This window comes from Vibrio campbellii CAIM 519 = NBRC 15631 = ATCC 25920, assembly GCF_002163755.1.
In the GTDB taxonomy this organism is placed as follows: domain Bacteria; phylum Pseudomonadota; class Gammaproteobacteria; order Enterobacterales; family Vibrionaceae; genus Vibrio; species Vibrio campbellii.
In genome coordinates, this window is sequence record NZ_CP015863.1 from 3110775 (window position 1) to 3135403 (window position 24629).

At 47.7% G+C, this 24629-nt stretch carries 20 protein-coding genes; 18 read left to right on the forward strand and 2 right to left on the reverse strand.

All coding sequences use genetic code 11. The annotated features are described in order from the left end of the window. Positions 1-135 precede the first annotated feature (135 nt). From A8140_RS14985 to A8140_RS15020, 8 genes are all read left to right on the forward strand, one after another. Entirely contained in the window at positions 136-1971 is a 1836-nt protein-coding gene (locus A8140_RS14985; RefSeq protein WP_005530892.1) for a protein-disulfide reductase DsbD, read from the forward strand. 195 nt (positions 1972-2166) lie between these two features. After that, positions 2167-2802 (forward strand): response regulator, encoded by a 636-nt coding sequence (locus A8140_RS14990; RefSeq protein WP_005428786.1) that lies wholly within the window; start codon positions 2167-2169, stop codon positions 2800-2802. Positions 2803-2931: 129 nt separating this feature from the next. Beyond that, positions 2932-3558 carry a MarC family protein gene (locus tag A8140_RS14995; RefSeq protein ID WP_005428797.1) on the forward strand — a complete coding sequence of 209 codons (627 nt, stop codon included), beginning with the start codon at positions 2932-2934 and terminating at the stop codon, positions 3556-3558. A gap of 200 nt (positions 3559-3758) precedes the next feature. Further along, positions 3759-4022, forward strand: a complete 264-nt coding sequence (locus A8140_RS15000) for a DUF4212 domain-containing protein (RefSeq protein WP_005530890.1) — start codon at positions 3759-3761, stop codon at positions 4020-4022. A 12-nt stretch (positions 4023-4034) separates the two neighbouring features. Continuing rightward, a complete protein-coding gene (locus tag A8140_RS15005; protein WP_005530887.1) occupies positions 4035-5762 on the forward strand; it encodes a sodium:solute symporter family protein in 1728 nt (575 codons plus the stop codon). Between the two features lie 94 nt (positions 5763-5856). Next, a complete protein-coding gene (locus A8140_RS15010) occupies positions 5857-6342 on the forward strand; it encodes a hypothetical protein (RefSeq protein WP_005428765.1) in 486 nt (161 codons plus the stop codon). 214 nt (positions 6343-6556) lie between these two features. Next, the gene (locus tag A8140_RS15015; protein ID WP_005530885.1) at positions 6557-6937 is read left to right on the forward strand and encodes a hypothetical protein; all 381 of its coding nucleotides are present in this window, start codon (positions 6557-6559) and stop codon (positions 6935-6937) included. A gap of 16 nt (positions 6938-6953) precedes the next feature. Further along, positions 6954-8339, forward strand: coding sequence for a class II fumarate hydratase (locus A8140_RS15020; protein WP_005530884.1), 1386 nt, complete (start codon positions 6954-6956; stop codon positions 8337-8339). A 57-nt stretch (positions 8340-8396) separates the two neighbouring features. On the opposite strand, the gene A8140_RS15025 is transcribed toward A8140_RS15020, so the two are convergent. Together A8140_RS15025 and A8140_RS15030 are read right to left on the reverse strand one after the other, a co-directional pair. After that, positions 8397-11828: a hybrid sensor histidine kinase/response regulator gene (locus A8140_RS15025; RefSeq protein WP_005530881.1), complete on the reverse strand. Its 3432-nt coding sequence runs from the start codon at positions 11826-11828 to the stop codon at positions 8397-8399. A gap of 143 nt (positions 11829-11971) precedes the next feature. Beyond that, complete coding sequence (locus A8140_RS15030) at positions 11972-13162, reverse strand: 3-phenylpropionate MFS transporter (protein WP_005530879.1); 1191 nt, start codon at positions 13160-13162, stop codon at positions 11972-11974. Between the two features lie 241 nt (positions 13163-13403). On the opposite strand from A8140_RS15030, the gene A8140_RS15035 reads away from it, so the two are divergent. From A8140_RS15035 to A8140_RS15080, 10 genes are all read left to right on the forward strand, one after another. Then, positions 13404-15230: a DUF294 nucleotidyltransferase-like domain-containing protein gene (locus tag A8140_RS15035; protein ID WP_005530877.1), complete on the forward strand. Its 1827-nt coding sequence runs from the start codon at positions 13404-13406 to the stop codon at positions 15228-15230. A 35-nt stretch (positions 15231-15265) separates the two neighbouring features. Beyond that, complete coding sequence (locus A8140_RS15040; protein WP_005530874.1) at positions 15266-15898, forward strand: 3'-5' exonuclease; 633 nt, start codon at positions 15266-15268, stop codon at positions 15896-15898. 218 nt (positions 15899-16116) lie between these two features. After that, positions 16117-18069, forward strand: coding sequence for an acetate--CoA ligase (acs, locus tag A8140_RS15045; RefSeq protein WP_005428764.1), 1953 nt, complete (start codon positions 16117-16119; stop codon positions 18067-18069). Between the two features lie 307 nt (positions 18070-18376). After that, the gene (gene aroQ, locus A8140_RS15050) at positions 18377-18826 is read left to right on the forward strand and encodes a type II 3-dehydroquinate dehydratase (RefSeq protein WP_005530872.1); all 450 of its coding nucleotides are present in this window, start codon (positions 18377-18379) and stop codon (positions 18824-18826) included. 60 nt (positions 18827-18886) lie between these two features. Further along, positions 18887-19351, forward strand: a complete 465-nt coding sequence (gene accB, locus A8140_RS15055) for an acetyl-CoA carboxylase biotin carboxyl carrier protein (protein WP_005530870.1) — start codon at positions 18887-18889, stop codon at positions 19349-19351. Between the two features lie 14 nt (positions 19352-19365). Next, the gene (accC, locus tag A8140_RS15060; protein ID WP_005440401.1) at positions 19366-20709 is read left to right on the forward strand and encodes an acetyl-CoA carboxylase biotin carboxylase subunit; all 1344 of its coding nucleotides are present in this window, start codon (positions 19366-19368) and stop codon (positions 20707-20709) included. 130 nt (positions 20710-20839) lie between these two features. Continuing rightward, positions 20840-21727: a 50S ribosomal protein L11 methyltransferase gene (prmA, locus tag A8140_RS15065; RefSeq protein WP_005530868.1), complete on the forward strand. Its 888-nt coding sequence runs from the start codon at positions 20840-20842 to the stop codon at positions 21725-21727. Between the two features lie 139 nt (positions 21728-21866). Beyond that, positions 21867-22835, forward strand: coding sequence for a tRNA dihydrouridine synthase DusB (gene dusB / locus A8140_RS15070; RefSeq protein ID WP_005530866.1), 969 nt, complete (start codon positions 21867-21869; stop codon positions 22833-22835). Between the two features lie 23 nt (positions 22836-22858). Then, the gene (fis, locus tag A8140_RS15075) at positions 22859-23155 is read left to right on the forward strand and encodes a DNA-binding transcriptional regulator Fis (RefSeq protein ID WP_000462885.1); all 297 of its coding nucleotides are present in this window, start codon (positions 22859-22861) and stop codon (positions 23153-23155) included. A 227-nt stretch (positions 23156-23382) separates the two neighbouring features. Further along, entirely contained in the window at positions 23383-24372 is a 990-nt protein-coding gene (locus tag A8140_RS15080) for a sensor domain-containing diguanylate cyclase (RefSeq protein ID WP_005530864.1), read from the forward strand. Positions 24373-24629 lie beyond the last annotated feature (257 nt).

A 24629-nucleotide genomic window follows, 5' to 3' on the forward strand; every position in this document is an offset into this window, starting at 1 on the left:
CTTCGGCTCCCTTTTTATTGCCTGAGGCTCACGTTTTTGCTTAACAAATCTTCACTTCCATGAAACTTATTGGCTAGCCAGCGGGTCTGATTGAGTTACACTAACGGCAATTATCTAAGATGAATTGAACCTTTTATGCGTGCATTACTCTCCGTCTTACTCTTAGGGCTTATTACTTTTTCTGCGCCGTCCATGGCCTTGTTTGGTAACGACCAGTTTGGTAATAACCAAAACAACGCTTTTGGCAGCAGCAACGATTCTTTTGTGCCTGTCGATCAGGCTTTCCCGTTCAACTACTACCAGCAAGACGGCAAACTGATGCTCGATTGGCAGGTACGTGATGGTTACTACCTGTATCAAGAACGTTTGTCAGTCGCGGGCGAGAAGGTGTCGCTAGGCGAACTGCAAATGGAAGAAGGCACGCCGCATAAAGATGAATTCTTTGGTGATGTGCATATCTACACTCAGCCTTTGTTCGTCAACGTACCAATGCATGATTGGCAAGACGGTGCACGCGTGGTGGTGCAATACCAAGGCTGTGCCAAAGCAGGCTTCTGTTACCCACCAGAAACTCGCGTGATTCCTATCAGTGCGTTTACTTCATCGAACTCAGATTCAACAGCGGCGACAACTGCACCAAAAGCAGAGCAAGCAACAACAGTAACGCCACCAGCGGCGCAATCATCTACGTCTAGCAATACATTATCGGCGCCAGTAACACAGCAAGATAGCCTTGCCGCAAACTTAGCAGATAACTGGTGGACGCCATTATTGTTCCTAGCACTTGGTGTGGGCTTGGCATTTACGCCATGTGTACTGCCGATGTACCCAATCCTAACTAGCATCGTGCTTGGCAGTGGCAAACTAAGCCAGCGCCGCGCGCTAGGCTTGTCGTTTGTATATGTGCAAGGCATGGCGCTGACTTACACCCTACTCGGCCTTGTCGTCGCCTCTGCGGGCATGCAGTTCCAAGCAGCGATGCAACACCCTTATTTACTGATTGGTTTGAGTGTGCTGTTCGTGGCACTCGCACTGTCTATGTTTGGCGTTTATAACCTGCAATTGCCAAGCGGCGTGCAAACGTGGTTAAACAACCTCAGCAACAAACAACAAGGCGGCAGCAGCGCTGGCGTATTCGCCATGGGTGCGATTTCTGGTCTGGTGTGTTCACCATGTACCACGGCACCTCTGTCTGGCGCACTACTTTACGTGGCACAAAGTGGTGACTTGCTGACGGGTGGTATCGCGCTGTACGCACTGGCAATGGGTATGGGTATTCCACTGATTCTTGTTGCTGTATTCGGCAACAAACTTCTGCCAAAAGCAGGGGGTTGGATGGATCGCGTTAAGACGCTGTTCGGCTTCATTCTGCTGGCTGCGCCTATCTTCTTACTTGAGCGCATCATGCCAGAAATGTGGGCAACGGCATTGTGGTCAGCACTGGGCATCGCAGCTTTTGGTTGGCTATACCACATCAAAAACAGCTTAGAATTTGGCGGCTGGAAACAAAGCGCTGTGGGCATCATCGCAGTACTAGGTCTGTTTGCTTCTGCTCAACCAGCGTTGAATTACTGGTTTGGTGGCAACACCACTACGCAAACTCAACAAGCAACGGTGAGCTTTACTCGCATTGCTAACGTGGCAGAGCTTGAGGCTGCACTTGCTCAAGCGAAGCAAGCTGGCAAACCAGTAATGCTGGATTTCTACGCCGACTGGTGTGTGGCATGTAAAGAGTTTGAGAAGTACACCTTCCATGACCCAAGCGTCGAAGCCAAACTGCAGGACTTCGTTCTTCTGCAAGCCGACGTAACCAAGAACCAATTGCAAGACATCGAGCTGCTTAAACATATGAATGTACTTGGTTTACCAACGATTGAGTTCTGGGATGCCAATGGCGAGCACGTTTCAAACGCTCGTTTGACGGGCTTTATGCAAGCCGAGCCTTTCTTAGAGCACATTAATCGATTCTGATTATGAGTCATTCAAACGCCAGTGATTGTTCACTGGCGTTTTTTGTTGTTCCAATAAAACCGCAAAAGTTGCGTTTATATGCAATTTTTCTAATAAAAGTCGATTTAGTTCAGACTTTTAGCGGATAAATATTGTCCACCTTCTTAAAGGTGGACAATAATTCCATTAACTAAATAGTCAAAAGTGTTTAACGTCATGGATTCGACCTACACCATTATCATCGCTGATGATCACCCCCTGTTCCGCAATGCCTTGTTCCAATCGGTACACATGGCAGTGAGTGGTGCCAACCTACTCGAAGCGGATACGCTGGATGCTCTACTCGCGTTGCTGGAAAAAGAAGAAGAGCCAGATTTGGTGTTATTGGATCTCAAAATGCCCGGCGCAAATGGCATGTCGGGGTTGATTCACCTTCGTGCTGAATACCCAGACATCCCGGTGGTGGTGGTATCTGCCAGCGAAGAGTCAAGCGTGGTCACACAAGTGAAAAGCCACGGTGCATTTGGCTTTATTCCAAAATCGAGTGACATGCGTGAGCTGGTCAATGCCCTCAACCAAGTTCTTAATGGCGACCCATACTTCCCAGAAGGCTTGATCACCAATAACGCAGCGTGTAATGACTTGGCAGAGAAAATTGCCGCACTTACCCCTCAGCAATACAAAGTGCTAGGCATGCTATCGGATGGCTTACTCAACAAGCAAATCGCATACGAGCTCAATGTCTCTGAGGCCACCATCAAAGCGCACATGACCGCAATTTTCCGCAAACTGGGCGTGAAGAACCGAACTCAAGCCGTCATCCTACTGCAGCAAATGGAACCCGAGCAGTAATGTGTTAGTAAATATATCTAATTCACATTTATATGACGCAAAAAGAACAACAAACGTTAAAATAATATGGCTGCACCACGCAGCCTTTTTCATCCCTCTGTTAAACCGCTAACTCTGGGAGGTCATACTTTGCTAAGTATTCTCGTCACTCAATTCGTCGTTCTCTGGGCCGTCATCGACCCGATTGGTTCAGTACCCGTTTACCTATCACAAACTCAACACCTCACGGCAAAACAGCGTCGTCTCGTCGCGTTAAAAGCCATTGCCATTTCGATGGGTGTATTGCTGTTCTTTCTTATTGCCGGTCAGTTGTTACTGGAAGCAATGCAAATCCCATTACCTGCCTTTCAAGCCGCTGGTGGTTTAGTGCTATTGCTGTTTGCACTGTCGATGATCTTTGGTGAGAGCAAACCAGAACAAGAACAAAAGCTGGGTGAAGAAGTCAGCCACTCTGATCTTGCTGACTTAGCCGTTTACCCTCTAGCTATCCCTTCGATTGCGTCACCGGGAGCAATGATGGCCATCGTGATGCTCACCGATAATAACCGCTACTCTTTTGTCGACCAGGCGATGACCGCAGGCGTCATGATGGCAGTCCTTCTGGTTACCCTCTTCTTGTTGCTAGGTGCAAACACAATTCAAAAAGTGATTGGTAACGTTGGCGCAGCCATCATCAGCCGCGTAATGGGACTTATCCTTGCTGCCGTAGCACTGAATAATTTGCTGCTTGGTATAAAAGATTTCTATGTTAATTGATAAAACTCTTAGACCTTTGGCTAATTTAACATCAAATTAACATCACACTTTTATCTCCACCTCCTCTCAAACGCCCTAAAAATGGGCGTTTTTGCTTTTTAGCGTCCCGACTAAAGTTGAAAAGAGTTCTTGCCAGCACCTTGCTAATGTTCATGTTGAAACATTTTTTTAACAACAATACCAATCGTAAGGAGACGGCAATGGCATTTGAAAGCGAAGAAAGAGCCAAAGCCTACTGGGACAAGAACGTGAAGCTCATGATTACCCTGATGGTCATCTGGTTCGTGGTGTCTTTCGGCTGCGGCATTTTATTTGTCGACGAACTCAATCAATTTCAATTAGGTGGATACAAACTAGGATTCTGGTTTGCTCAGCAAGGCTCCATCTATGCCTTCCTAGGTATTATTTTCTACTACGCGTGGAAGATGCGCCAAATCGACCGTGAATTCGGCGTAGATGAGTAAGGAGTAACTCAGATGGATTTGAAAACTATTACCTATCTAGTGGTTGGCGCGACATTCGTCCTCTACATCGGTATTGCAATTTGGGCACGTGCGGGCTCAACCAAAGAATTCTATGTAGCAGGTGGCGGTGTCAACCCGATCGCTAACGGCATGGCAACCGCAGCAGACTGGATGTCAGCAGCATCGTTCATCTCAATGGCGGGCTTGATTGCCTTCATGGGATACGGCGGTTCGGTATTTCTAATGGGCTGGACAGGCGGTTACGTACTGCTTGCACTCCTGCTTGCCCCATACCTACGTAAGTTCGGTAAGTTTACTGTGCCGGAATTCGTGGGCGAACGCTTCTACTCTAACGCAGCGCGTATCGTAGCGGTTGTGTGTCTGATCATCGCATCGGTGACTTACGTTATCGGTCAGATGAAAGGCGTAGGCGTGGCGTTTGGTCGTTTCCTAGAGGTGGATTACTCAACGGGTCTACTGATCGGTATGTGTATCGTATTCATGTACGCCGTAATGGGTGGCATGAAAGGCATTACCTACACGCAGATTGCTCAATATTGCGTACTCATTTTAGCTTACACTATTCCTGCAATCTTTATCTCTCTGCAACTCACAGGTCACCCACTACCACAAATCGGTCTAGGCAGTACCATTCAAGGTACCGATGTCTATCTGCTCGATAGGCTCGACCAAGTGGTTACCGAGCTCGGATTTAGTGAATACACCACCCAAGTTCGTGGCGACACACTAAACATGTTTGTGTACACCATGTCACTGATGATCGGTACTGCGGGTCTACCACACGTAATCATCCGTTTCTTTACTGTACCTAAGGTTCGTGATGCTCGTACATCAGCCGGTTGGGCACTTGTTTTCATCGCTATCCTTTACACAACAGCACCTGCAGTATCTGCAATGGCGCGTCTAAACCTAATGGATACCGTTAACCCAGCTCCTGGTCAGCACCTTGCTTATGATGAGCGCCCTGACTGGTTCAAGAACTGGGAGAAAACAGGTCTACTAGGCTTTGATGATAAGAACGGCGACGGTCTGATTGAGTACACGTCAAGCCCAGCAACCAACGAGCTGAAAGTTGACCGAGACATCATGGTATTGGCAAACCCAGAGATTGCTAAGCTACCTAACTGGGTAATCGCACTTGTAGCAGCAGGTGGTCTCGCGGCAGCGCTATCGACGGCGGCAGGCCTACTACTAGCCATCTCGTCCGCAATATCCCATGACTTAATCAAAGGTGTGATAAATCCGAATATATCCGAGAAGAAAGAGCTACTCGCGAGTCGAATCTCCATGGCAGTCGCCATCGCAGTCGCCGGTTACTTAGGCTTGAATCCACCAGGGTTTGCCGCAGGTACGGTAGCCCTCGCCTTCGGTCTGGCAGCATCTTCCATCTTCCCTGCATTGATGATGGGTATCTTCAGTAAGAGCATCAACAAAGAAGGCGCAATCGCAGGTATGATTGCAGGTATCAGTATCACGCTATTCTACGTGTTCCAGCACAAAGGCATCTTGTTTGTATCTGACTGGACTTACCTACAAAGCTGGGGTCAGAACTGGTTCCTAGGCATCGAGCCAAACGCATTTGGTGCAATTGGTGCGGTATTTAACTTTGTCGTGGCATTCGCTGTATCAAGAGTAACAGCAGAAACACCACAAGAAGTAAAAGACCTTGTCGAGCACGTACGTGTACCAGCAGGCGCTGGCGGTGCGGTAGACCACTAAAATATAACCCAAACCACAAAAGCCCCGCTTGGGGCTTTTTTATTCGCTAGATTAGGTTAATTTAACCTTATGACGTTGTAGCAAGGAAGCCAACATGTTCAAAAACAAGCACTTTATTATCGCTCTGCTGATCGCCCCAATTTTGTCTTTGATCGCTTATTTCGGTACAGACATGGCTCTGAGTGAAAAGCCTCATGCCGCTAAAGAAGGGGAAAGCTACAAGCTGATCAGCAAATCGAATTGCCGTTATACCAGTGGCTTGTGTGATATGGAGAACGGTGACTTTAAAGTGAAGTTTCGCTCAGAAAAGCTGACGCAAGATAGCTTGGAGTTGTCTTTGCATGCGGCTTATCCACTGGAAGGGGTGAAGCTGTCAGTGGTGGATAGCCAAGAGCAAAACGCACAGCCAATCGATATGACGCCAGCGGGCCAAGACGGGCAAAACTGGATCATCACTTTACCTAAGCCAGCATCAGCAGACAGTTGGCTACGTGTTGCGATTCAATCGGAAGGCACACTTTACTACGGTGAAACGCAAACCGCGTTTGTGAAATACGAGACCTTGTTTACAGAGCAGTAAGTTTATCGGCCTCTGAACAAGCACTGCTGTTTGAGGTCGGCCCTATCTCGCGAAAAATACCGAGCTCAGTTGTAGGGATTGAGCTCATTTACTTCAGCCGATACTGAGTCCGAGTATCGGCTTTTTTTGTTGTGTTATTTCCTTAAAAAAGCTGTGGTTGCTAATCGACAATTTATTGATAATAATTATCATTATCTAGAGTGTCGAGGTAAATATGGACAGCAGCCAAGCCATCTACAATGCATTTTTTAAAGCGCAAGACCGATTCCTACACGTGTATGCTCCAAGCGGTTTCGAACCCGATGTGATTCATGATTACGTCCATTGGGGAATGGTGCTGTCATCCATTTACGATCACGATGCAGAGCACCAGAATCTGTTGCTGTGTGAGCTGTATTTACGCCGAGTCTACTTCCATCTACTGGATGCCATTCAAGACCCAACCCGTAGCCGCATCTTCCGCCGAGTCTGCCTCGACTCTATTCACACACCGCTACTTTGCCTCAAACGTTACTACTACCAATTTGAGGATGGCGACGTGAAATTTCTCTCATTACAACAACAATTACGTCTGATACAGACGCCTCTCGATTAAACAAAAGGAACCTAACATGACCACGGAATTCCGTATCGAAGCGGACAGCATGGGCGAAGTCAAAGTCCCTGCCAACGCTTTGTATCAAGCCCAAACTCAACGCGCTGTCGATAACTTTGCTTTTAGCAAACACACCATGCCGACGGGCTTTATCCAAGCACTCGCCCACATCAAACAAACCGCAGCGCTCACCAATGCCCAACTTGGCTTGCTAGAAGGTGATATTGCCAATGCCATCGCCGATGCTGCGCAAGCCATCATTGATGGTAAACACTTCGACCAATTCCCTATCGATGTATTCCAAACCGGCTCAGGCACCAGCTCAAACATGAATGCCAACGAAGTGATTGCAACATTGGCGTCTGAGCACCTAGGCGGAACGGTCAATCCAAATGATCACGTCAACATGGGTCAAAGCAGTAACGACGTAGTGCCTACTGCAATTCAAGTCAGCTCTGCAATTGCGATTGAAAAACAGCTACTGCCTGCACTGTCTCACTTAAGTGAAACACTAGAGACTAAGCAGCAAGCACTAAAAGATGTGGTGAAAACAGGTCGCACACACCTCATGGATGCGATGCCAATTACCTTCGCCCAAGAGCTTGGCGGCTGGCAGTTCCAAATTGAACATGCTAAGCAAGCTATTGAGCAAACACTGCCAGCAGTGAAAGCGTTAGCCCAAGGTGGAACAGCGGTGGGCACAGGGATCAACGCCGATCCACGCTTCGCCGATCTTTTTGCTGATAACCTAACGCAATCAACGCGCATCGAGTTTGCTTCAAGCAAAAACTTCTTCTTCAATCTCAGCAGTCAGGATGCGATCGTCGCCCTATCGGGACAGCTCAAAACAGCAGCAGTTGCGATCATGAAGATCGCAAACGATCTTCGCTGGATGAACTCAGGCCCACTAGCCGGCTTAGGTGAAATTGAACTGCAAGGTTTGCAACCGGGCTCTTCTATCATGCCGGGCAAAGTAAACCCTGTGATTCCAGAAGCAGCAGCCATGGCGTCTGCACAAGTGATTGGTAACGACGCGACCATTACCGTTGCCGGTCAATCGGGTAACTTCCAGCTAAACGTGATGCTGCCAGTGATTGCGCACAATGTACTAGAAAGCATTGAACTGTTGTCGAACAGCGCCGTAGCTTTGGCAGATAAAGCCATCGCGACGTTTGAAGTGCGCCAAGACAACCTTGATGTTGCACTGGCGAAGAACCCGATTCTGGTCACCGCACTTAACCCCGTGATTGGCTACCTAAAAGCAGCCGAAGTAGCGAAGAAAGCCTACAAACAAGGTCGCGCTATCATTGATGTCGCAGAAGAAGAAACAGACTTGGATCGTGCAACATTAGAAAGACTGCTCGATCCAGCCAAACTGACTCAAGGCGGGGTGGCAGAATAAGTCACTGGCCGATTACCCCTTTAAAGCAAAAGACCTCCAATCGGAGGTCTTTTTTTTCTAGGCGACTCGATTGAGTACCGAGCGCAGTTTCAAAGGTTTCACCGGTTTGGCGATAAAACTGAACCCATTGGCTTTAATGCCTTCCATCATGTCATCGGTTCGATCGGCACTGATGATCACCCCTTCAAAGCGGTCCCCAAAACGCAAACGACATTGCTGCAACACTTCCAATCCCGTCCGACCATTATCTAAACGGTAATCGGAGAAAATCACATCCGGCAGCCAGTCGTCTTCCAATGTTTTAAGACTCTCGACAATATCAGTCGCAATGCGAATGTCGCAGCCCCAGCGCGAGAGTAAGTTTTCCATCCCAACAAGAATATCCGGCTCGTTATCAACACATAGGACACGAATATGGCTTAAATCGGATTGTGCACTCTTCACCGCTTTGACCGCCGGAATGTGCACCTTCTCTGCCTTATCTAAGGTAATCGAGAACACACTGCCTTTACCGAACCAAGAACGCATCGAGATTTCATGCCCTAGTACTTGAGCAATACCTTTCGAAATAGCCAAACCTAACCCCAAACCTTGGTCTGAACGGACTTGAGTACCGCGATTAAATTCTTCGAAGATCTCTTGTTGCTTCTCTTCTTCGATGCCCATGCCGTTATCCCACACATCGATACGCACTCGGCCTTGTACGCGACGCACACCAAGCGCTACTTTACCACTCGGGCTATAACGGAATGCATTGGTAAGGAAGTTCTGTACCACACGGCGCAGCAATTTCGGGTCGGATTTCACCATCAAAGACGATGGGATCATGGTGAACTCAATACCTTGTTGTTTCGCTAGTGCGCTGAATTCAGCATTCAAGTTAGCTAATACATCATTGACTGCAAAGCCATGCACATTGACGTCCAACTTGCCCGATTCCAAACGTGAAATATCCAGCAAGTCACCAATCAAATCTTCCGCCGCCCCCAACGCACTCTCAATGTGGGTCGATAGCTTTTGGGTTTCACTGTCTTTGGCCACTTCCGACAACGAAGAAGCAAACAGTCGTGCGGCATTCAGCGGCTGCATCAAGTCATGACTCACCGCGGCTAAGAAGCGCGACTTAGACTGCGACTCATGTTCAGAACGTTGCGTCGCTGCCACTAGTTGTTTGTTCAGTTGTTCCAACTCACGAGTACGAGCACGAACGCGTTCTTCTAGTGTCTCATTAGCGTCTTTCAGAGCTTGCTCTGCATCGCGGAAGACGGTGATATCGGTAAAGCTCATAACGAAACCACCACCAGGCATTGGGTTGCCTTGCACTTCAATTACGCGACCATCTGGACGCACACGGGAAGAGGTATGTCTCGTGCCTTGTTCAAGGTGATAAACACGGCGACGAACGTGATCTTCAGGGTCACCCGGACCACATAAACCTTGCTCAGCATTATGACGAATCACATCTGCAATCGGACGCCCGACCTGAATCAATCCCGGCGGGAAAACAAATAACTCCAGATAACGTTGGTTCCACGCTACCAGCCTTAATTGCTTGTCGACCACTGCGATGCCTTGTCCAATGTGTTCAATCGCCCCTTGCAGTAAGCCACGACTGAAATCATACAGTTCTGAGGCTTCATCAACGATGGTCGCCACTTCCTCAAGCTGCATGTTTCTGCCTTGTAAAGCAGAAGTAAGTACTAACTTAGCTGAAGAAGCACCAAACACACCGGCAAGTACACGTTCGGTGTGTCGAATTAAGGTAGAGGGGGCTTGTTGATTGGGAAGCAGCTCTTCGCGTTGCTGACTCCAATAGGTTTGGAAGGCAGATTTCACTCGCGTGCGGCCGACAAATCGTGACGCTAACATCTCCAGCTCACTGACCGTCACACGGCTCTGATACAAACTGATGTTTTCACTTTCAGGCAACGGCGTACCAACGAATGAAGCCGATTGTAAGCGTTCACTTATGCTTGGACGCGTAGCTAATGATACCGCGACAAAACAGGCAGCATTTGCCACCACGCTGAGGATCATACCCCAGTCAGAAACGGCAATATCAAAGCCTGCCAATAAATCCGGTGGCGTGATCAGCCAAATCAGCAAGTTGTTGGTTGCATCGCCCGCCAGCATGTCGGTTTGGCTCATCAAAGTAATCAACCAAATGGTGAAACCCACCAGCAAACCGACATACACGCCTTTCTTGTTGCCCTGACGCCAGTACATACCGCCAAGCAGAGACGGAGCGAACTGGGTAATCGCAGCAAACGAGAGAAAACCTATCGCAGAGAGTGAGTGGATACTATCTAAAGCCTGATAAAAGCCCCATGCACCAATCAAAAGAAGTAGAATAAGTCCGCGACGTATACGTAATAACAGCTTAGAAAAATGGTGATGATTACGCTTTGATAACTTCATCCGACGCAGAATCAGCGGCATCACCAAATCGTTCGATACCATGATCGCTAAGGCAATGGTCGAGACGATGACCATGCCACTTGCCGCCGAAGTACCGCCCAAAAATGCCAGCAAAGCGATGTCATTCGCACCCACCGCCATCGGCACACTGATCACGTACGTATCGGCAGGGCTACCACTCAATAGGCTTTGCCCTACCCACGCGATTGGCAGAACGAAAACGCCCATCAGAATCAGATACAGTGGGAACAACCAACGAGCGACGTGCAAGTCTTGCGCGCGTTCATTCTCGACCACCATGGTGTGGAACTGACGTGGCAAACAGACAATCGCCAGCATAGTCAGAATGGTATGAATCAACAAAGTCGGAATATTGGGTGATTCATAGGTTTCAGCGGCAATATCGACGAGATGGAAGCTCTCGGTATCCATCGCAAGCCAAACAATAAACACGCCCACCACTAAAAACGCCACCAGCTTGAGTACTGATTCAAACGCGATTGCCATCATCATGCCGCGGTGATGTTCGGTGTTATCGATATGACGCGTACCAAACAGCATGGTGAAGATCGCCATCGCCCCCACCACAAACCAAGACACGCTATAGTTTTGATAACTGAGATCAGATGCTAAATCTGGCGCGATGATCTCCAACCCCATAGTGATGCCACGCAATTGCAAAGCGATATATGGAAGAATGCCGGCCACGGCGATTAAGGTGACAACCACCGCCAAACCTTGTGATTTACCATAGCGGGCGGCAATGAAATCGGCAATGGAGGTGATGTGCTCGCGCTTGGCAATCAAGATCAGCCGAGCGAGCACGCGCCAACCGATGGTAAACACGATGATCGGCGCGATATAGATGGGTAGGAAGGACCAAGGGTTGTTGCTCGCCTGTCCGACCGTGCCGTAAAAGGTCCACGATGTACAGTACACTGCAATCGACAAACTGTAGATCCATGGTCGCCAACGCGCTAACCATCTCTTTTGTTTGTCACCGTACCAAGCGATTAAAAACAGGACTCCCAAATACGCCAAAGAAACGGGAATCACTAGCCACCCTTGCATCCGATATCCTTTCTTACTTTTCTCGCCTTTCTTGCTGTTTTTCAAGCAAGGAATAAAAAAACCTCTCCATAAGGGAGAGGTTTCATTTAACACTGCTTTCACAACAGAGACAAAGGTTAGTTTTTAATCTCTGTCACAGAAGCTTAATTCTGCGCTTCGGAGGCATTAGCTGAGAGGTCAACCACGTTGCTTTCATCATTTTGAGGCTCAACTTTGATGAACAACGCCACAAAACCCATCGCCGCCATCAACCAGAAGATATTTGCGCCCCAGTGCTCGTAACCCCAGCCACTGATCACCGTCATCAGCGCGATAAACGCACCCAGTGGAATCGCGTTGTACAATGCCTGTAATGCCACCATCTTGTTCTCTGCTGAGTTTTGGATGTATTGAATCGCAGCAATATGCGCCATTGCAAACGTCACGCCGTGAAGCATTTGCACCACTACCAGCGCCAAAATAGAGGTTGTTGCAGCTGTCATTCCCCAGCGTAGCATCACACCACCAGCCGCCACGACAAACAGAGTACGCAGAGACCAGCCAGCGAATAGACGCTTACTCAGAGCAAACACAGCAACTTCAGCTGCGACGCCTAGGCTCCACAAGTAACCAATCACGTCTTCTGAGTGACCAGCCGCTTTCCAGTGAATCGCACTAAAACCGTAGTATGCCGCATGGCTGCCTTGGATTAACGCCATCAGCACCAGGAACTTCACGACTGGCTTGTCCGTCAGCAATGCTGAGAGTTTTGGACGCTCAGAATGTTGACCGCCACGTGTCACCGGCATTGGATTGGTGTTACGCATCGCAAACAAGAGCGAGACAAACACACCGACCATTGCCGTGTACAAAATCATGTCCGAGCCAAACTCTGCTACCAAGTAACCCACCACTGTCGAGCCAGCAATAAAGGCAACCGAACCCCATAAACGGGTGCGACCGTAATCGAGCATCTTCAAACGAGCGTAGTAGTTCGCCATAGCATCAGACAGAGGCACGACAGGACCACAACATAAGTTAAACAAGACGGTGGCAAGCGCCATTAACCAGAAATTACCGCCAGTGAAAAAGTGGAAACCAACAAAAATGAGGGCAGCAAAACTGAACCAGCGTAGCGCTGGCATAATGTGCTCAACCTTATGCAAACGTGGCGTAAGTACCATGTTCGCCACACAGCGCGTCGCTAAGCCCAAACCAACCAACAGACCAATATCTGTCGGAGAAACACCCTGCTCTTTAAACCACAACGACCAAAATGGCAGATACACGCCATACGCAAAAAAGAATCCGAGAAAGTACTGGGAAATCCAGCCATACGGAGAGGGTTTCAACATCACTGACATCCTAAAAAACGAAAAAACTAACGACTTCCGACACGTAAACGTTTGGGACGCGGAATTATGGATCGCAATGCGTAATAGAAAAAGGGAAGAATCGGCAACTTACCGTTTCCTCAATGGCACAGGATCTCGAAATGCAAAATTAGATTGTGACGATTTAGACCAAAGTCGTCTGGCTTCGGCAGGGAAATTGGTCAGACTTGGGAATGTGTTCCTACCAAATTTAGGTGCTCTCATGCCTGACAAATTTAACATGCAATCTCCACCGTTCGACCGCCTAACTGACTCGCAGCAAAATCGATTGCGCTCGTCTCTTGATGTGGCGTACTACCGAACGCGAGATGTCATATTAGCTTGTGGGCAAGACAACCCTCACCTACACGTGCTAATTAAAGGCGCTGTAGAAGAGCGCTCAAAAGATCATGACGAAGTGTTTGCTCACTACGCTAATGACGACATGTTTGATGTGCGCTCTTTGTTTGAAGAAAGCGTCCGCCATCAGTATGTGGCACTGGAGGATACCCTGTCGTACTTGCTGCCCAAGGACGTGTTTCTTGAGCTGTATAACGAGAACGGACAATTCGCCGCCTACTTCGATAACAACTTATCCAAACGCCAAGCCCTCATTGAAGCGGCTCAGCAACAGCAAAACCTTGCCGAATTCATTCTGACTAAAGTCGATAGCAGCATCTATCATCCACCGATGCTATTAGCTGCTGATATGCCAATTAATCAGGTCACCAAAACACTCAAAGACAATGGCATTGACGCAGCTTTGGTTCAGCTTAACCAAGCTGACCCACGCCTAGAGCAACATCCATCGGCGCATCCCTACGCGATAGTGACGCGAACCAATATGCTCCATGCCGTGATGCTTGACGACCACCCACTCGATACGCCAGTGAGTGAGATTGCGACCTTCCCTGTTTATCACGTGGATGATGATGACTTCTTGTTTAACGCCATGATCACCATGACACGCAATCGCATGAAACGTCTAATGGTGTGCGAAGGCAATCAAGCGGTCGGTATGTTGGACATGACGCAAATCCTCAGTGCGTTTTCCACTCACTCACACGTACTGACACTCAGCATAGCGAGAGCTAGCAGCGTGGAAGAGTTAGCCCTTGCTTCCAATCGACAGCGTCAGTTGGTGGACAGCTTGCTGACCAATGGTATCCGCACTCGCTTCATCATGGAGCTGATATCTGCTGTAAATGAACAAATCATCGAAAAAGCGTTTGAGCTCGTGGTGCCACCAGCACTGCACGATCACTGTTGTCTGATTGTGCTTGGCTCGGAAGGTCGTGGAGAACAAATCCTCAAGACCGATCAAGATAATGCACTGATCATCCAAGATGGGCTGGAATGGGAACACTGCGCCGAAGTGATGCAAACCCTCACACACACCTTGCAGCAACTGGGTTACCCACTCTGCCCTGGCAAAGTCATGGTTAACAATCCGAAGTGGGTTCGAACGCAGCAAGAATGGATTAAAGCGCTCGATGGTTGGATTGCTAAAGCACAGCCTGAACAAATCATGGATTTAGCCATCTTCAGTGATGCCCATGCGGTCGCAGGCAATCGAGAGTTGCTCACGCCTATCGCCGAGCACCTCAGAGATAGCATGAAAGATCGTATGTTGATTCTGTCCGATTTCACTCGCCCTGCTCTGCAATTTTCCGTGCCTCTTACTCTGTTTGGTAACGTAAAAAGTGCTAAAGATGGGCTGGATATAAAGCGCGGCGGCATCTTTCCAATCGTGCATGGCATTCGCACTTTGGCATTGGAATACGCGATTGAAGAGAAGAACACCCTCGAGCGTATCGAAGCACTGAGAAACAAACGCATCTTAGAACCAGAAACCGCCGATAACCTCAATGAGGCACTGAAGCTGTTCCTCAAGATCCGCTTGAACCAGCAATTGAGTAAGCAGGAAGCACTGAACAATATCGACATCAAACAGTTAGACCGAACAGAACGAGACCTGCTGCGCCACAGCTTACATGTGGTGAAGAAGTTTAAGCAGTTCTTAGGCTTCCATTATCAAATCCGTGATTAGAGTCTTTTAGGCAAATAAGACGAGAGGTAACAGGGATGAATTGGCTACAAAGGAAATACTGGCATTACAAACTGAAGGGCTCACCTTATCAGCCACTGTTTTGTTCGCCGCAAAAAGGTGAGTTTGTCTCTCTCGATTGCGAAACCACCAGCTTGGACTCAAATAGAGCCGAGCTGGTCACCATCGCTGCGACCAAAATCATCGATAATCGAATCATCACCAGTAAACCGTTCGAAGTTCGACTGCGCGCCCCGCAATCACTCGATTCAGGTTCAGTGAAAATTCACCATATCCGCCACCAAGATTTGGTGGATGGCATCAGCGAAAAAGAAGCACTCATCAAGCTGCTCGACTTTATCGGCAATCGTCCTTTAGTTGGCTACCACATTCGCTACGACAAAAAGATCCTCGACCTCGCTTGTCTGAGGCATTTAGGCTTTCCACTACCGAACCCGCTCATCGAAGTAAGCCAGGTTTATCACGATAAGCTCGAACGTCATTTGCCTAACGCCTACTTCGACTTAAGTCTTGATGCGATTTGTAAGCACCTTGAACTGCCGATTCAAGACAAACACGATGCCCTGCAGGATGCAAAATCCGCCGCTTTAGTGTATGTGCGTCTCACCAAAGGCGATTTACCAAACCTGAGCGTGCCTTATACCCAATAGGTTCAATACTCAGCTTTCGATCCACCTCCCACATTCGCTTTAAATTCAGCAATATCGCGGCGCATTCCTCACTCTCATCCTAAAGTCTAATTGTGGAAATACGCGCTGTGACTGACAGTTATATGCACAGCAACGTTCTTGATGAATCACAGACGAAAGAACGGAAACCGCCCTACAAAAGACGAAGGTCGAGAATTAAAGGCACAAGGAGAGAAGCCATGAGCGAAGCCCACGTTTATCCGGTAAAAGAAAACATTAAAAACCATACGCATGCGGATAATGACACTTACCTAGCCATGTATCAGCAGTCGGTAAGCGACCCTGAAGGCTTCTGGAGCGAACACGGTAAAGTTGTCGATTGGATTAAGCCATTCACTCAAGTTAAAAACACCTCGTTCGATACTGGTCACGTCGACATTCGTTGGTTCGAAGACGGCACGCTGAACGTATCTGCAAACTGTATTGACCGCCACCTTGCCGAGCGTGGCGATGAAGTCGCGATCATCTGGGAAGGCGATGATCCTGCCGACGACAAAACCCTCACATTCAATGAACTGCACAAAGAAGTGTGTAAGTTCTCTAACGCACTAAAAGAACAAGGCGTGCACAAAGGCGACGTGGTTTGTCTTTACATGCCAATGGTGCCAGAAGCGGCTATCGCAATGCTGGCATGTACGCGTATTGGTGCGGTTCATACCGTGGTATTTGGTGGTTTCTCGCCAGAAGCCCTGTCCGGTCGTATCATCGACTCAGATGCGAAAATCGTTATCACTGCTGACGAAGGCGTTCGTGGTGGTCGCGCAGTGCCACTGAAGAAAAACGTTGATGAAGCACTGACAAACCCAGAAGTAAAAACCATCGACAAAGTTGTCGTTCTAAAACGTACGGGCGGTGACATTGATTGGCACGAGCACCGTGACGTTTGGTGGCACGAAGCAACGGCTGTTGTTTCTGACGTATGTCCACCAGAAGAGATGAAAGCGGAAGACCCTCTGTTCATTCTTTACACTTCAGGCTCAACAGGTAAGCCAAAAGGCGTGCTGCACACCACAGGTGGTTACCTAGTGTACGCGACCATGACCTTCAAGTACGTGTTCGATTACCAAGAAGGTGAAACGTTCTGGTGTACGGCGGACGTGGGTTGGATTACAGGTCACACTTACCTCATTTACGGTCCACTAGCGAACGGTGCGAAAACCATTCTGTTCGAAGGTGTACCAAACTACCCAAGCACAGCTCGCATGAGTGAAGTGGTTGATAAGCATCAAGTAAACATTCTCTACACTGCACCAACAGCGATTCGCGCCCTAATGGCGAAAGGTAACGAAGCGGTAGCCGGAACATCTCGTTCAAGTTTGCGTGTAATGGGCTCAGTAGGTGAACCTATCAACCCTGAAGCATGGGAGTGGTACTACAAGACCATCGGTAATGAAAACTCACCGATCGTTGATACTTGGTGGCAAACAGAGACAGGCGGTATCTTGATTGCGCCACTACCGGGAGCAACAGACCTGAAACCAGGTTCTGCAACTCGCCCATTCTTTGGCGTACAACCAGCGCTGGTGGACAACATGGGGAACATCATCGAAGAAACCGCAGCAGAAGGTAACTTGGTGATCCTTGATTCATGGCCAGGTCAGATGCGCACCGTTTACGGCGACCATGAGCGCTTTGAGCAAACCTACTTCTCTACCTTCAAAGGCATGTACTTCACCAGTGATGGTGCTCGTCGTGACGAAGATGGCTATTACTGGATTACAGGTCGTGTAGATGACGTATTGAACGTCTCTGGTCACCGAATGGGTACCGCAGAGATTGAGTCAGCACTCGTTGCACACGATAAAATTGCGGAAGCGGCGATTGTCGGTATCCCTCATGACATCAAAGGTCAGGCAATTTACGCATACGTCACGCTTAATGATGGTGAATTCCCATCAGCTGAGCTGCACAAAGAGGTGAAAGACTGGGTACGTAAAGAGATTGGCCCAATCGCAACGCCAGACGTACTGCACTGGACAGACTCTCTACCAAAAACACGCTCCGGTAAAATCATGCGTCGCATCCTACGTAAGATTGCAACGGGTGATACCAGCAACCTAGGTGATACTTCAACACTGGCCGATCCAAGTGTTGTAGACAAGCTAATTGCAGAGAAGGCAGAACTGGCATAACACCCAGCCTCCGTTTTAAACGCTAGCTCTAAAAGCCACCATTGCATATGGTGGCTTTTTTGTGCGTGGACGCAAAATAAACCACAAAAAGCACGTGGCAATTATGTTGTTTTTGTTAACTTGGTTACAGAAACGACGGGGGCTATTGGGAGATTAGACCAGTAAATTGCTGCTAATTGCTGTGAATTAGCTATAATCTTGGTCGATTTTTTAAAATTTGCTCGGTTTTAACAAAAAAATCGTGCTGAATTATCGTATATTTGGGAATATAAACGTTCCACTCACGATAAAGGAAGATGGCAACATAATGTCTGCAAAGTCACGGATTCTAGTTCTAAACGGACCAAATCTTAATCTATTAGGTCTGCGTGAACCGACACATTACGGTAACAACACCCTAGCACAGATTGTTGACGCATTGACTGAACAAGCTCACAACTCTGGGGTGGAAGTTGAACACCTGCAATCGAATCGTGAGTACGAACTGATTGAAGCTATCCACGCTGCGTACGGCAAAGTGGACTTCATTATCATCAACCCAGCGGCTTTCACTCATACCAGTGTCGCGCTGCGTGATGCATTACTTGGCGTAGCCATCCCATTTATCGAAGTGCACCTATCGAACGTTCATGCTCGTGAGCCGTTCCGTCATCACTCTTATCTGTCTGATAAAGCAGAAGGGGTGATTTGTGGCTTAGGTGCACAAGGTTATGAATTCGCTCTGTCTGCAGCAATCGCGAAATTGCAGGCAAAGTAAACCAAACACTCTGCAGCCCTTTTGGGTTGTCTTAATCACAAGATAAAAGAGAAAGAAAAGATGGATATTCGTAAAATCAAGAAGCTAATCGAGTTAGTTGAAGAGTCTGGCATTGCTGAGCTAGAAATCTCTGAAGGTGAAGAGTCAGTGCGCATCAGCCGTAGTGGCCCTGCAGCTCCAGCTCCAGTTCATTACGCAGCAGCTCCAGTAGCAGCACCTGCGCCAGTGGCAGCAGCCCCAGTAGCAGACGCACCAGCAATGGCAGCAGAAGCACCAGCAGCAGTTCCTGCAGGTCACCAAGTTCTTTCTCCAATGGTTGGTACTTTCTACCGCTCTCCAAGTCCAGACGCGAAATCATTCGTTGAAGTTGGTCAGAGCGTAAATGCTGGCGACACACTATGTATCGTTGAAGCAATGAAAATGATGAACCAAATCGAAGCGGACAAATCAGGTGTTGTAACTGCAATCCTAGTTGAAGACGGCCAGCCAGTTGAATTCGACCAACCACTAGTTGTAATCGAATAAGCGGGGCTTGCCTTATGCTAGATAAAGTAGTCATCGCGAACCGAGGTGAAATTGCACTTCGTATCCTTCGCGCTTGTAAAGAATTAGGCATTAAGACTGTGGCAGTGCACTCAACAGCTGACCGCGATCTTAAGCACGTACTACTTGCAGACGAAACCGTATGTATCGGTCCTGCTCGTGGTATCGACAGCTACCTAAACATCCCTCGTATCATTTCTGCAGCAGAAGTGACGGGTGCAATTGCGATTCACCCGGGTTACGGCTTCCTATCTGAGAACGCAGACTTTGCTGAGCAAGTAGAGCGCAGCGGTTTCATCTTCGTTGGTCCTAAAGCAGACACCATCCGCATGATGGGTGACAAAGTGTCAGCAATCAACGCAATGAAAAAAGCAGGCGTTCCTTGTGTACCAGGTTCTGACGGTCCACTAGATAACGACGAAGACAAAAACAAAGCTCACGCTAAGCGTATCGGCTACCCAGTAATCATCAAAGCCTCTGGTGGCGGCGGTGGTCGTGGTATGCGTGTTGTACGTTCTGAAGCGGAACTTGTTCAAGCTATCGCTATGACGCGTGCAGAAGCAAAAGCGGCGTTCAACAACGACATGGTTTACATGGAGAAATTCCTAGAAAACCCTCGTCACGTTGAAGTACAAGTGATTGCTGATGGCCAAGGCGGTGCTATCCACCTAGGTGAACGTGACTGTTCTATGCAGCGTCGTCACCAGAAGGTTGTTGAAGAAGCACCAGCACCAGGTATCACAGAAGAGATGCGTAAGTACATCGGTGAACGTTGTACTCGTGCATGTCTGGAAATCGGTTACCGCGGCGCAGGTACGTTCGAATTCCTATACGAGAACGGTGAATTCTACTTCATCGAAATGAACACTCGTATTCAGGTTGAGCACCCAGTAACAGAAATGGTTACCGGCGTTGACCTAATTAAAGAACAGCTACGCGTAGCAGCAGGTCAGCCATTGTCATTCACTCAGGATGACATCAAGATCCGCGGCCATGCGATTGAGTGTCGTATCAACGCAGAAGACCCAGAGCGTTTCCTACCTTCACCGGGTAAGATTGAACGCTTCCACGCGCCAGGCGGTATGGGTGTTCGTTGGGAATCTCACATTTACACAGGCTACACAGTACCACCTCATTACGATTCAATGATTGGTAAACTGATCACTTACGGTGAGAACCGTGATGTAGCGATTGCACGTATGAAGAACGCACTAGGCGAGATGATCATTGAAGGCATCAAGACTAACGTTACTCTACAAGAGTCAATCATGAATGATGAGAACTTCCAGCACGGTGGTGCAAACATTCACTACCTAGAGAAGAAGCTAGGCCTACAATAAGCCTCCGCTAACCTCATAATAAATGCCCACATCTGTGGGCATTTTTGTTTTGTATAAAGTCTATACTCAAACAAATCGTAGAGTTCTGGTAAACTCTGCGCCACTTCATTCACTTTAAGAGCAAAAACAAATGCCTTGGATTCAAATCAAACTCAATGCGACCAATGAAAACGCTGAGCAAATCGGCGACATGCTAATGGAAGAGACTGGTGCGCTGTCTGTAACATTCCTAGACGCGCAGGATACGCCTGTATTCGAACCTCTACCTGGCGAGACTCGCTTATGGGGCGATACTGACATTCTGGCACTGTACGATGCAGAAGCTGATACAAACTTCATCATCACTCAAATCAAAGCAAGCAACATGCTAGCGGACGATTTTGCTTACAAAGTAGAACAGCTAGAAGACAAAGACTGGGAACGCGAGTGGATGGAAAACTTCCACCCAATGAAGTTCGGCGAACGTCTATGGATTTGCCCAAGCTGGCGTGAAATTCCAGAGCCAGACGCAGTAAACGTAATGCTCGATCCAGGCCTTGCATTCGGTACAGGTACTCACCCAACGACAGCACTTTGTCTTGAGTGGCTAGAGGGTCTCGATCTATCAGGTAAGACAGTAATCGACTTCGGCTGTGGTTCAGGCATCCTAGCGATCGCAGCGATCAAACTAGGCGCTGAAAAAGTTATCGGGATCGACATTGATCCTCAAGCACTGCAAGCATCTCGCGACAACGCTGAACGTAATGGTGTAGCCGATCAACTTGAAGTGTTCCTACCTCAAAACCAACCTGAAGGTCTAATTGCAGACGTTGTGGTTGCAAACATTCTTGCAGGCCCACTACGTGAACTAGCACCAATCATTAAAGGTCTAGTGAAGCCAAATGGCGACCTTGCAATGTCGGGGGTTTTAGACACTCAAGCAGAAGATGTAGCGAACCATTACCGTGACGAGCTTCACATTGACCCAATCGCAGAGCAAAGTGAATGGTGTCGCATCTCTGGTCGTAAGCAAGGCTAGATAAGGTTTTCAGGGCTAATTGTTTGAATTTCATACAAATTACAAAAACAATTTGTAAATGCTCAAATATTAGTCTTTTCACGCAGTAAAAAAATGCGTAAAATGCGCGCCCTTGCTGGTACAGAACTGTGATGACGTTTTGAAAATCGGAAACTATCAACTTAAGAACAATCTAATCGTAGCCCCTATGGCTGGTGTAACGGATAGACCGTTTCGCGAGTTGTGTCTTCGCTATGGTGCGGGAATGGCCGTCAGTGAAATGATGTCTGCTAACCCGAAGCTATGGGGAACGTCAAAGTCGAAACAGCGCATGGTGCATGAAGGCGAATCGGGCATTCGCTCTGTACAGATTGCCGGTTCCGATCCACAGCTTATGGCCGATGCAGCTCAATTCAGTGTTGAAAACGGTGCACAAATCATCGACATCAACATGGGCTGCCCAGCAAAGAAAGTGAATAAGAAGCTGGCGGGTTCTGCGCTGCTTCAATACCCAGACATAATCAAAGAGATTTTGACTGCGGTAGTGGACGCGGTAGACGTTCCTGTAACGTTAAAGACCCGTACTGGCTGGAACACAGAAAACAAAAACTGTGTTCACATCGCTAAATTAGCCGAAGACTGCGGCATACAGGCTCTTGCACTGCATGGCAGAACAAAAGCGTGTATGTACAAAGGTGAGGCCGAATACGACAGCATTAAAGCGGTTAAACAAGCTATATCCATTCCGGTTATCGCAAACGGTGATATCGATAGCCCGGAGAAAGCGAAGTTTGTACTGGAGTACACCGGTGCAGACGCTTTAATGATTGGACGTCCTGCCCAAGGTCGTCCTTGGATTTTCCAGGAAATCCATCACTATTTGGAAAACGGCACCACAATGGATGAGCTTCCAAGTGAGGAAGTGAAAGCCATTATGCTTGGTCATGTTAACGCTCTGCATGGTTTCTATGGAGAGTTCTTAGGTCCACGTATCGCGCGCAAGCACGTTGGGTGGTATCTAAAAGAGCATGAGCAAGCAAGTGAGTTTCGCCGTACCTTCAACGCTATCGACGCAGCTGAGCTGCAACTTGAGGCGTTAGAGGGTTATTTTGATAACGTTGCATCATAATTAAGAGAAGAGCTAGACCGAATATGTTCGAACAAAATCTGACTTCAGAAGCATTAACAGTAACTACAGTAACGTCACAAGACCAGATTACTCAAAAGCCTTTACGTGACTCTGTTAAAGCGTCTCTTAAAAACTACCTAGCTCAACTAAACGGCCAGGAAGTAACAGAACTATACGAATTAGTTCTAGCTGAAGTTGAACAGCCACTACTAGATACCATCATGCAGTACACTCGCGGTAACCAAACTCGCGCAGCAACTATGATGGGTATCAACCGCGGTACTCTTCGCAAGAAACTTAAAAAATACGGCATGAACTAATACGTTCATACAGTATTTTTGTAAAAAAGGCTTGGCCAGCAATGGTTAAGCCTTTTTTATTGCCTTCAAGAATCTTCAGGTATTTTTAAGCCATCCAGCTCTGCGCTCCTCATATTCTGTGTAAACATTAGTCAAATCTGATACATTGAACTGTGATCGGTATTGATTGTGAACTCAATATAAACAGATATAATCAAAGACTTACATTGGATAAAGGAACTAACCTCGTGATTTACAAAGAAAGGGAAGATTGGCTCCATGCCATATTGAATAGCCTCCCTGATCATGTCTTTATCCTCAATGAACAAGGTCGCTATATCGAAAGTTTCGGTGGCACTTACCATTCAAAGTACTTCAGTGCGCAAAGCTATACCAACCTCAAGTTGAACGATGTTTTGTCGACAAGCAAAGCCGCTGAGTTGCTTGGTTATATTGGTGATGTACTCCACTCTAACGAGCCAAAAGTCGTCAAATACAGTATCGCACTGCAAGATCACCTACTAATGCCAATAGAAGAACTGGAGGCGTTAAACAATCCAGAAGAGACCTGGTTTGAAGCAATCATCAAGCCTGTAGAAAGCCTACAAAGTGGCGAGAATTGGGTAATTTGGTCTGTCCGTGACGTTACGAAAACCCACCTACTTGAAAAGCGCTTGAAAGAGCTCTCAGAGACCGATGAACTAACTGGTGTATTGAATCGACGAGCATTCTTAACCAGCCTAGATAAGGCTATGAGCTCACATTTGCGACCGTCTCAAACACTCTCCTGCATAATGATCGATATCGACCACTTTAAAGAGATTAATGATCAAGTCGGCCACTTCTCTGGGGATCAAGTGATCCATCACGTAGCCAAGATCTGCCAGCGAGCAATTCGCGGTAGTGACTTTATTGGTCGCTTAGGAGGAGAAGAGTTTGCTGTGATCTTAGTTAACACTAGTGCAATACAAGCCTATGATGTAGCAGAGAGGATAAGAGAGGCGATTCAAAATGCGCCATGTAAAGTTGATGGTATTGAGATCAGTACAACTGTAAGCATTGGCGTCGCAGAATATGATGAGCAAGTATCTAGCACTATGGAGCTCATGGTTAACGCCGATAAAGCTATGTATTACTCGAAGCACTCGGGGCGCAACCAAGTAACGCTTCACCACGGTAGTATTCCTGATGTGAAACTACAGCACTCTACCAACTTAAGAATCCAAAAGGTTTCTTAACTTTCTCTGTCTTATTTCAAATTAATCAACCCCATACCCATTTCACTCTATACACCTTCTCTCTTTAAAAACTGTTATACACGGCCTTCTCGCGAGCTCTATACAACCGAGGATACTTTCTTAATACAGTTTGTGGGTTAGCCTCAGAAAGGCCTATAAGTTATTGCGGAGTCGAACAAGGTGAGATGCGGAGAAGTAGTGCGTTAGCACTACATCGCAGCCAGTTGTTTAGGCGGAACAAAGAATAGTGAACAATG

Excerpts from the sequence above, each read along its gene's own strand:
- A8140_RS14985 (WP_005530892.1), top strand. The coding sequence starts at position 136 with ATGCGTGCATTACTCTCCGTCTTACTCTTAGGGCTTATTACTTTTTCT.
- A8140_RS14990 (WP_005428786.1), top strand. The coding sequence starts at position 2,167 with ATGGATTCGACCTACACCATTATCATCGCTGATGATCACCCCCTGTTC.
- A8140_RS15000 (WP_005530890.1), top strand. The coding sequence starts at position 3,759 with ATGGCATTTGAAAGCGAAGAAAGAGCCAAAGCCTACTGGGACAAGAAC.
- A8140_RS15005 (WP_005530887.1), top strand. The coding sequence starts at position 4,035 with ATGGATTTGAAAACTATTACCTATCTAGTGGTTGGCGCGACATTCGTC.
- A8140_RS15010 (WP_005428765.1), top strand. The coding sequence starts at position 5,857 with ATGTTCAAAAACAAGCACTTTATTATCGCTCTGCTGATCGCCCCAATT.
- A8140_RS15015 (WP_005530885.1), top strand. The coding sequence starts at position 6,557 with ATGGACAGCAGCCAAGCCATCTACAATGCATTTTTTAAAGCGCAAGAC.
- A8140_RS15020 (WP_005530884.1), top strand. The coding sequence starts at position 6,954 with ATGACCACGGAATTCCGTATCGAAGCGGACAGCATGGGCGAAGTCAAA.
- A8140_RS15025 (WP_005530881.1), bottom strand. The coding sequence starts at position 11,828 with ATGCAAGGGTGGCTAGTGATTCCCGTTTCTTTGGCGTATTTGGGAGTC.
- A8140_RS15030 (WP_005530879.1), bottom strand. The coding sequence starts at position 13,162 with ATGTTGAAACCCTCTCCGTATGGCTGGATTTCCCAGTACTTTCTCGGA.
- A8140_RS15035 (WP_005530877.1), top strand. The coding sequence starts at position 13,404 with ATGCCTGACAAATTTAACATGCAATCTCCACCGTTCGACCGCCTAACT.
- A8140_RS15040 (WP_005530874.1), top strand. The coding sequence starts at position 15,266 with ATGAATTGGCTACAAAGGAAATACTGGCATTACAAACTGAAGGGCTCA.
- acs (WP_005428764.1), top strand. The coding sequence starts at position 16,117 with ATGAGCGAAGCCCACGTTTATCCGGTAAAAGAAAACATTAAAAACCAT.
- aroQ (WP_005530872.1), top strand. The coding sequence starts at position 18,377 with ATGTCTGCAAAGTCACGGATTCTAGTTCTAAACGGACCAAATCTTAAT.
- accB (WP_005530870.1), top strand. The coding sequence starts at position 18,887 with ATGGATATTCGTAAAATCAAGAAGCTAATCGAGTTAGTTGAAGAGTCT.
- accC (WP_005440401.1), top strand. The coding sequence starts at position 19,366 with ATGCTAGATAAAGTAGTCATCGCGAACCGAGGTGAAATTGCACTTCGT.
- prmA (WP_005530868.1), top strand. The coding sequence starts at position 20,840 with ATGCCTTGGATTCAAATCAAACTCAATGCGACCAATGAAAACGCTGAG.
- fis (WP_000462885.1), top strand. The coding sequence starts at position 22,859 with ATGTTCGAACAAAATCTGACTTCAGAAGCATTAACAGTAACTACAGTA.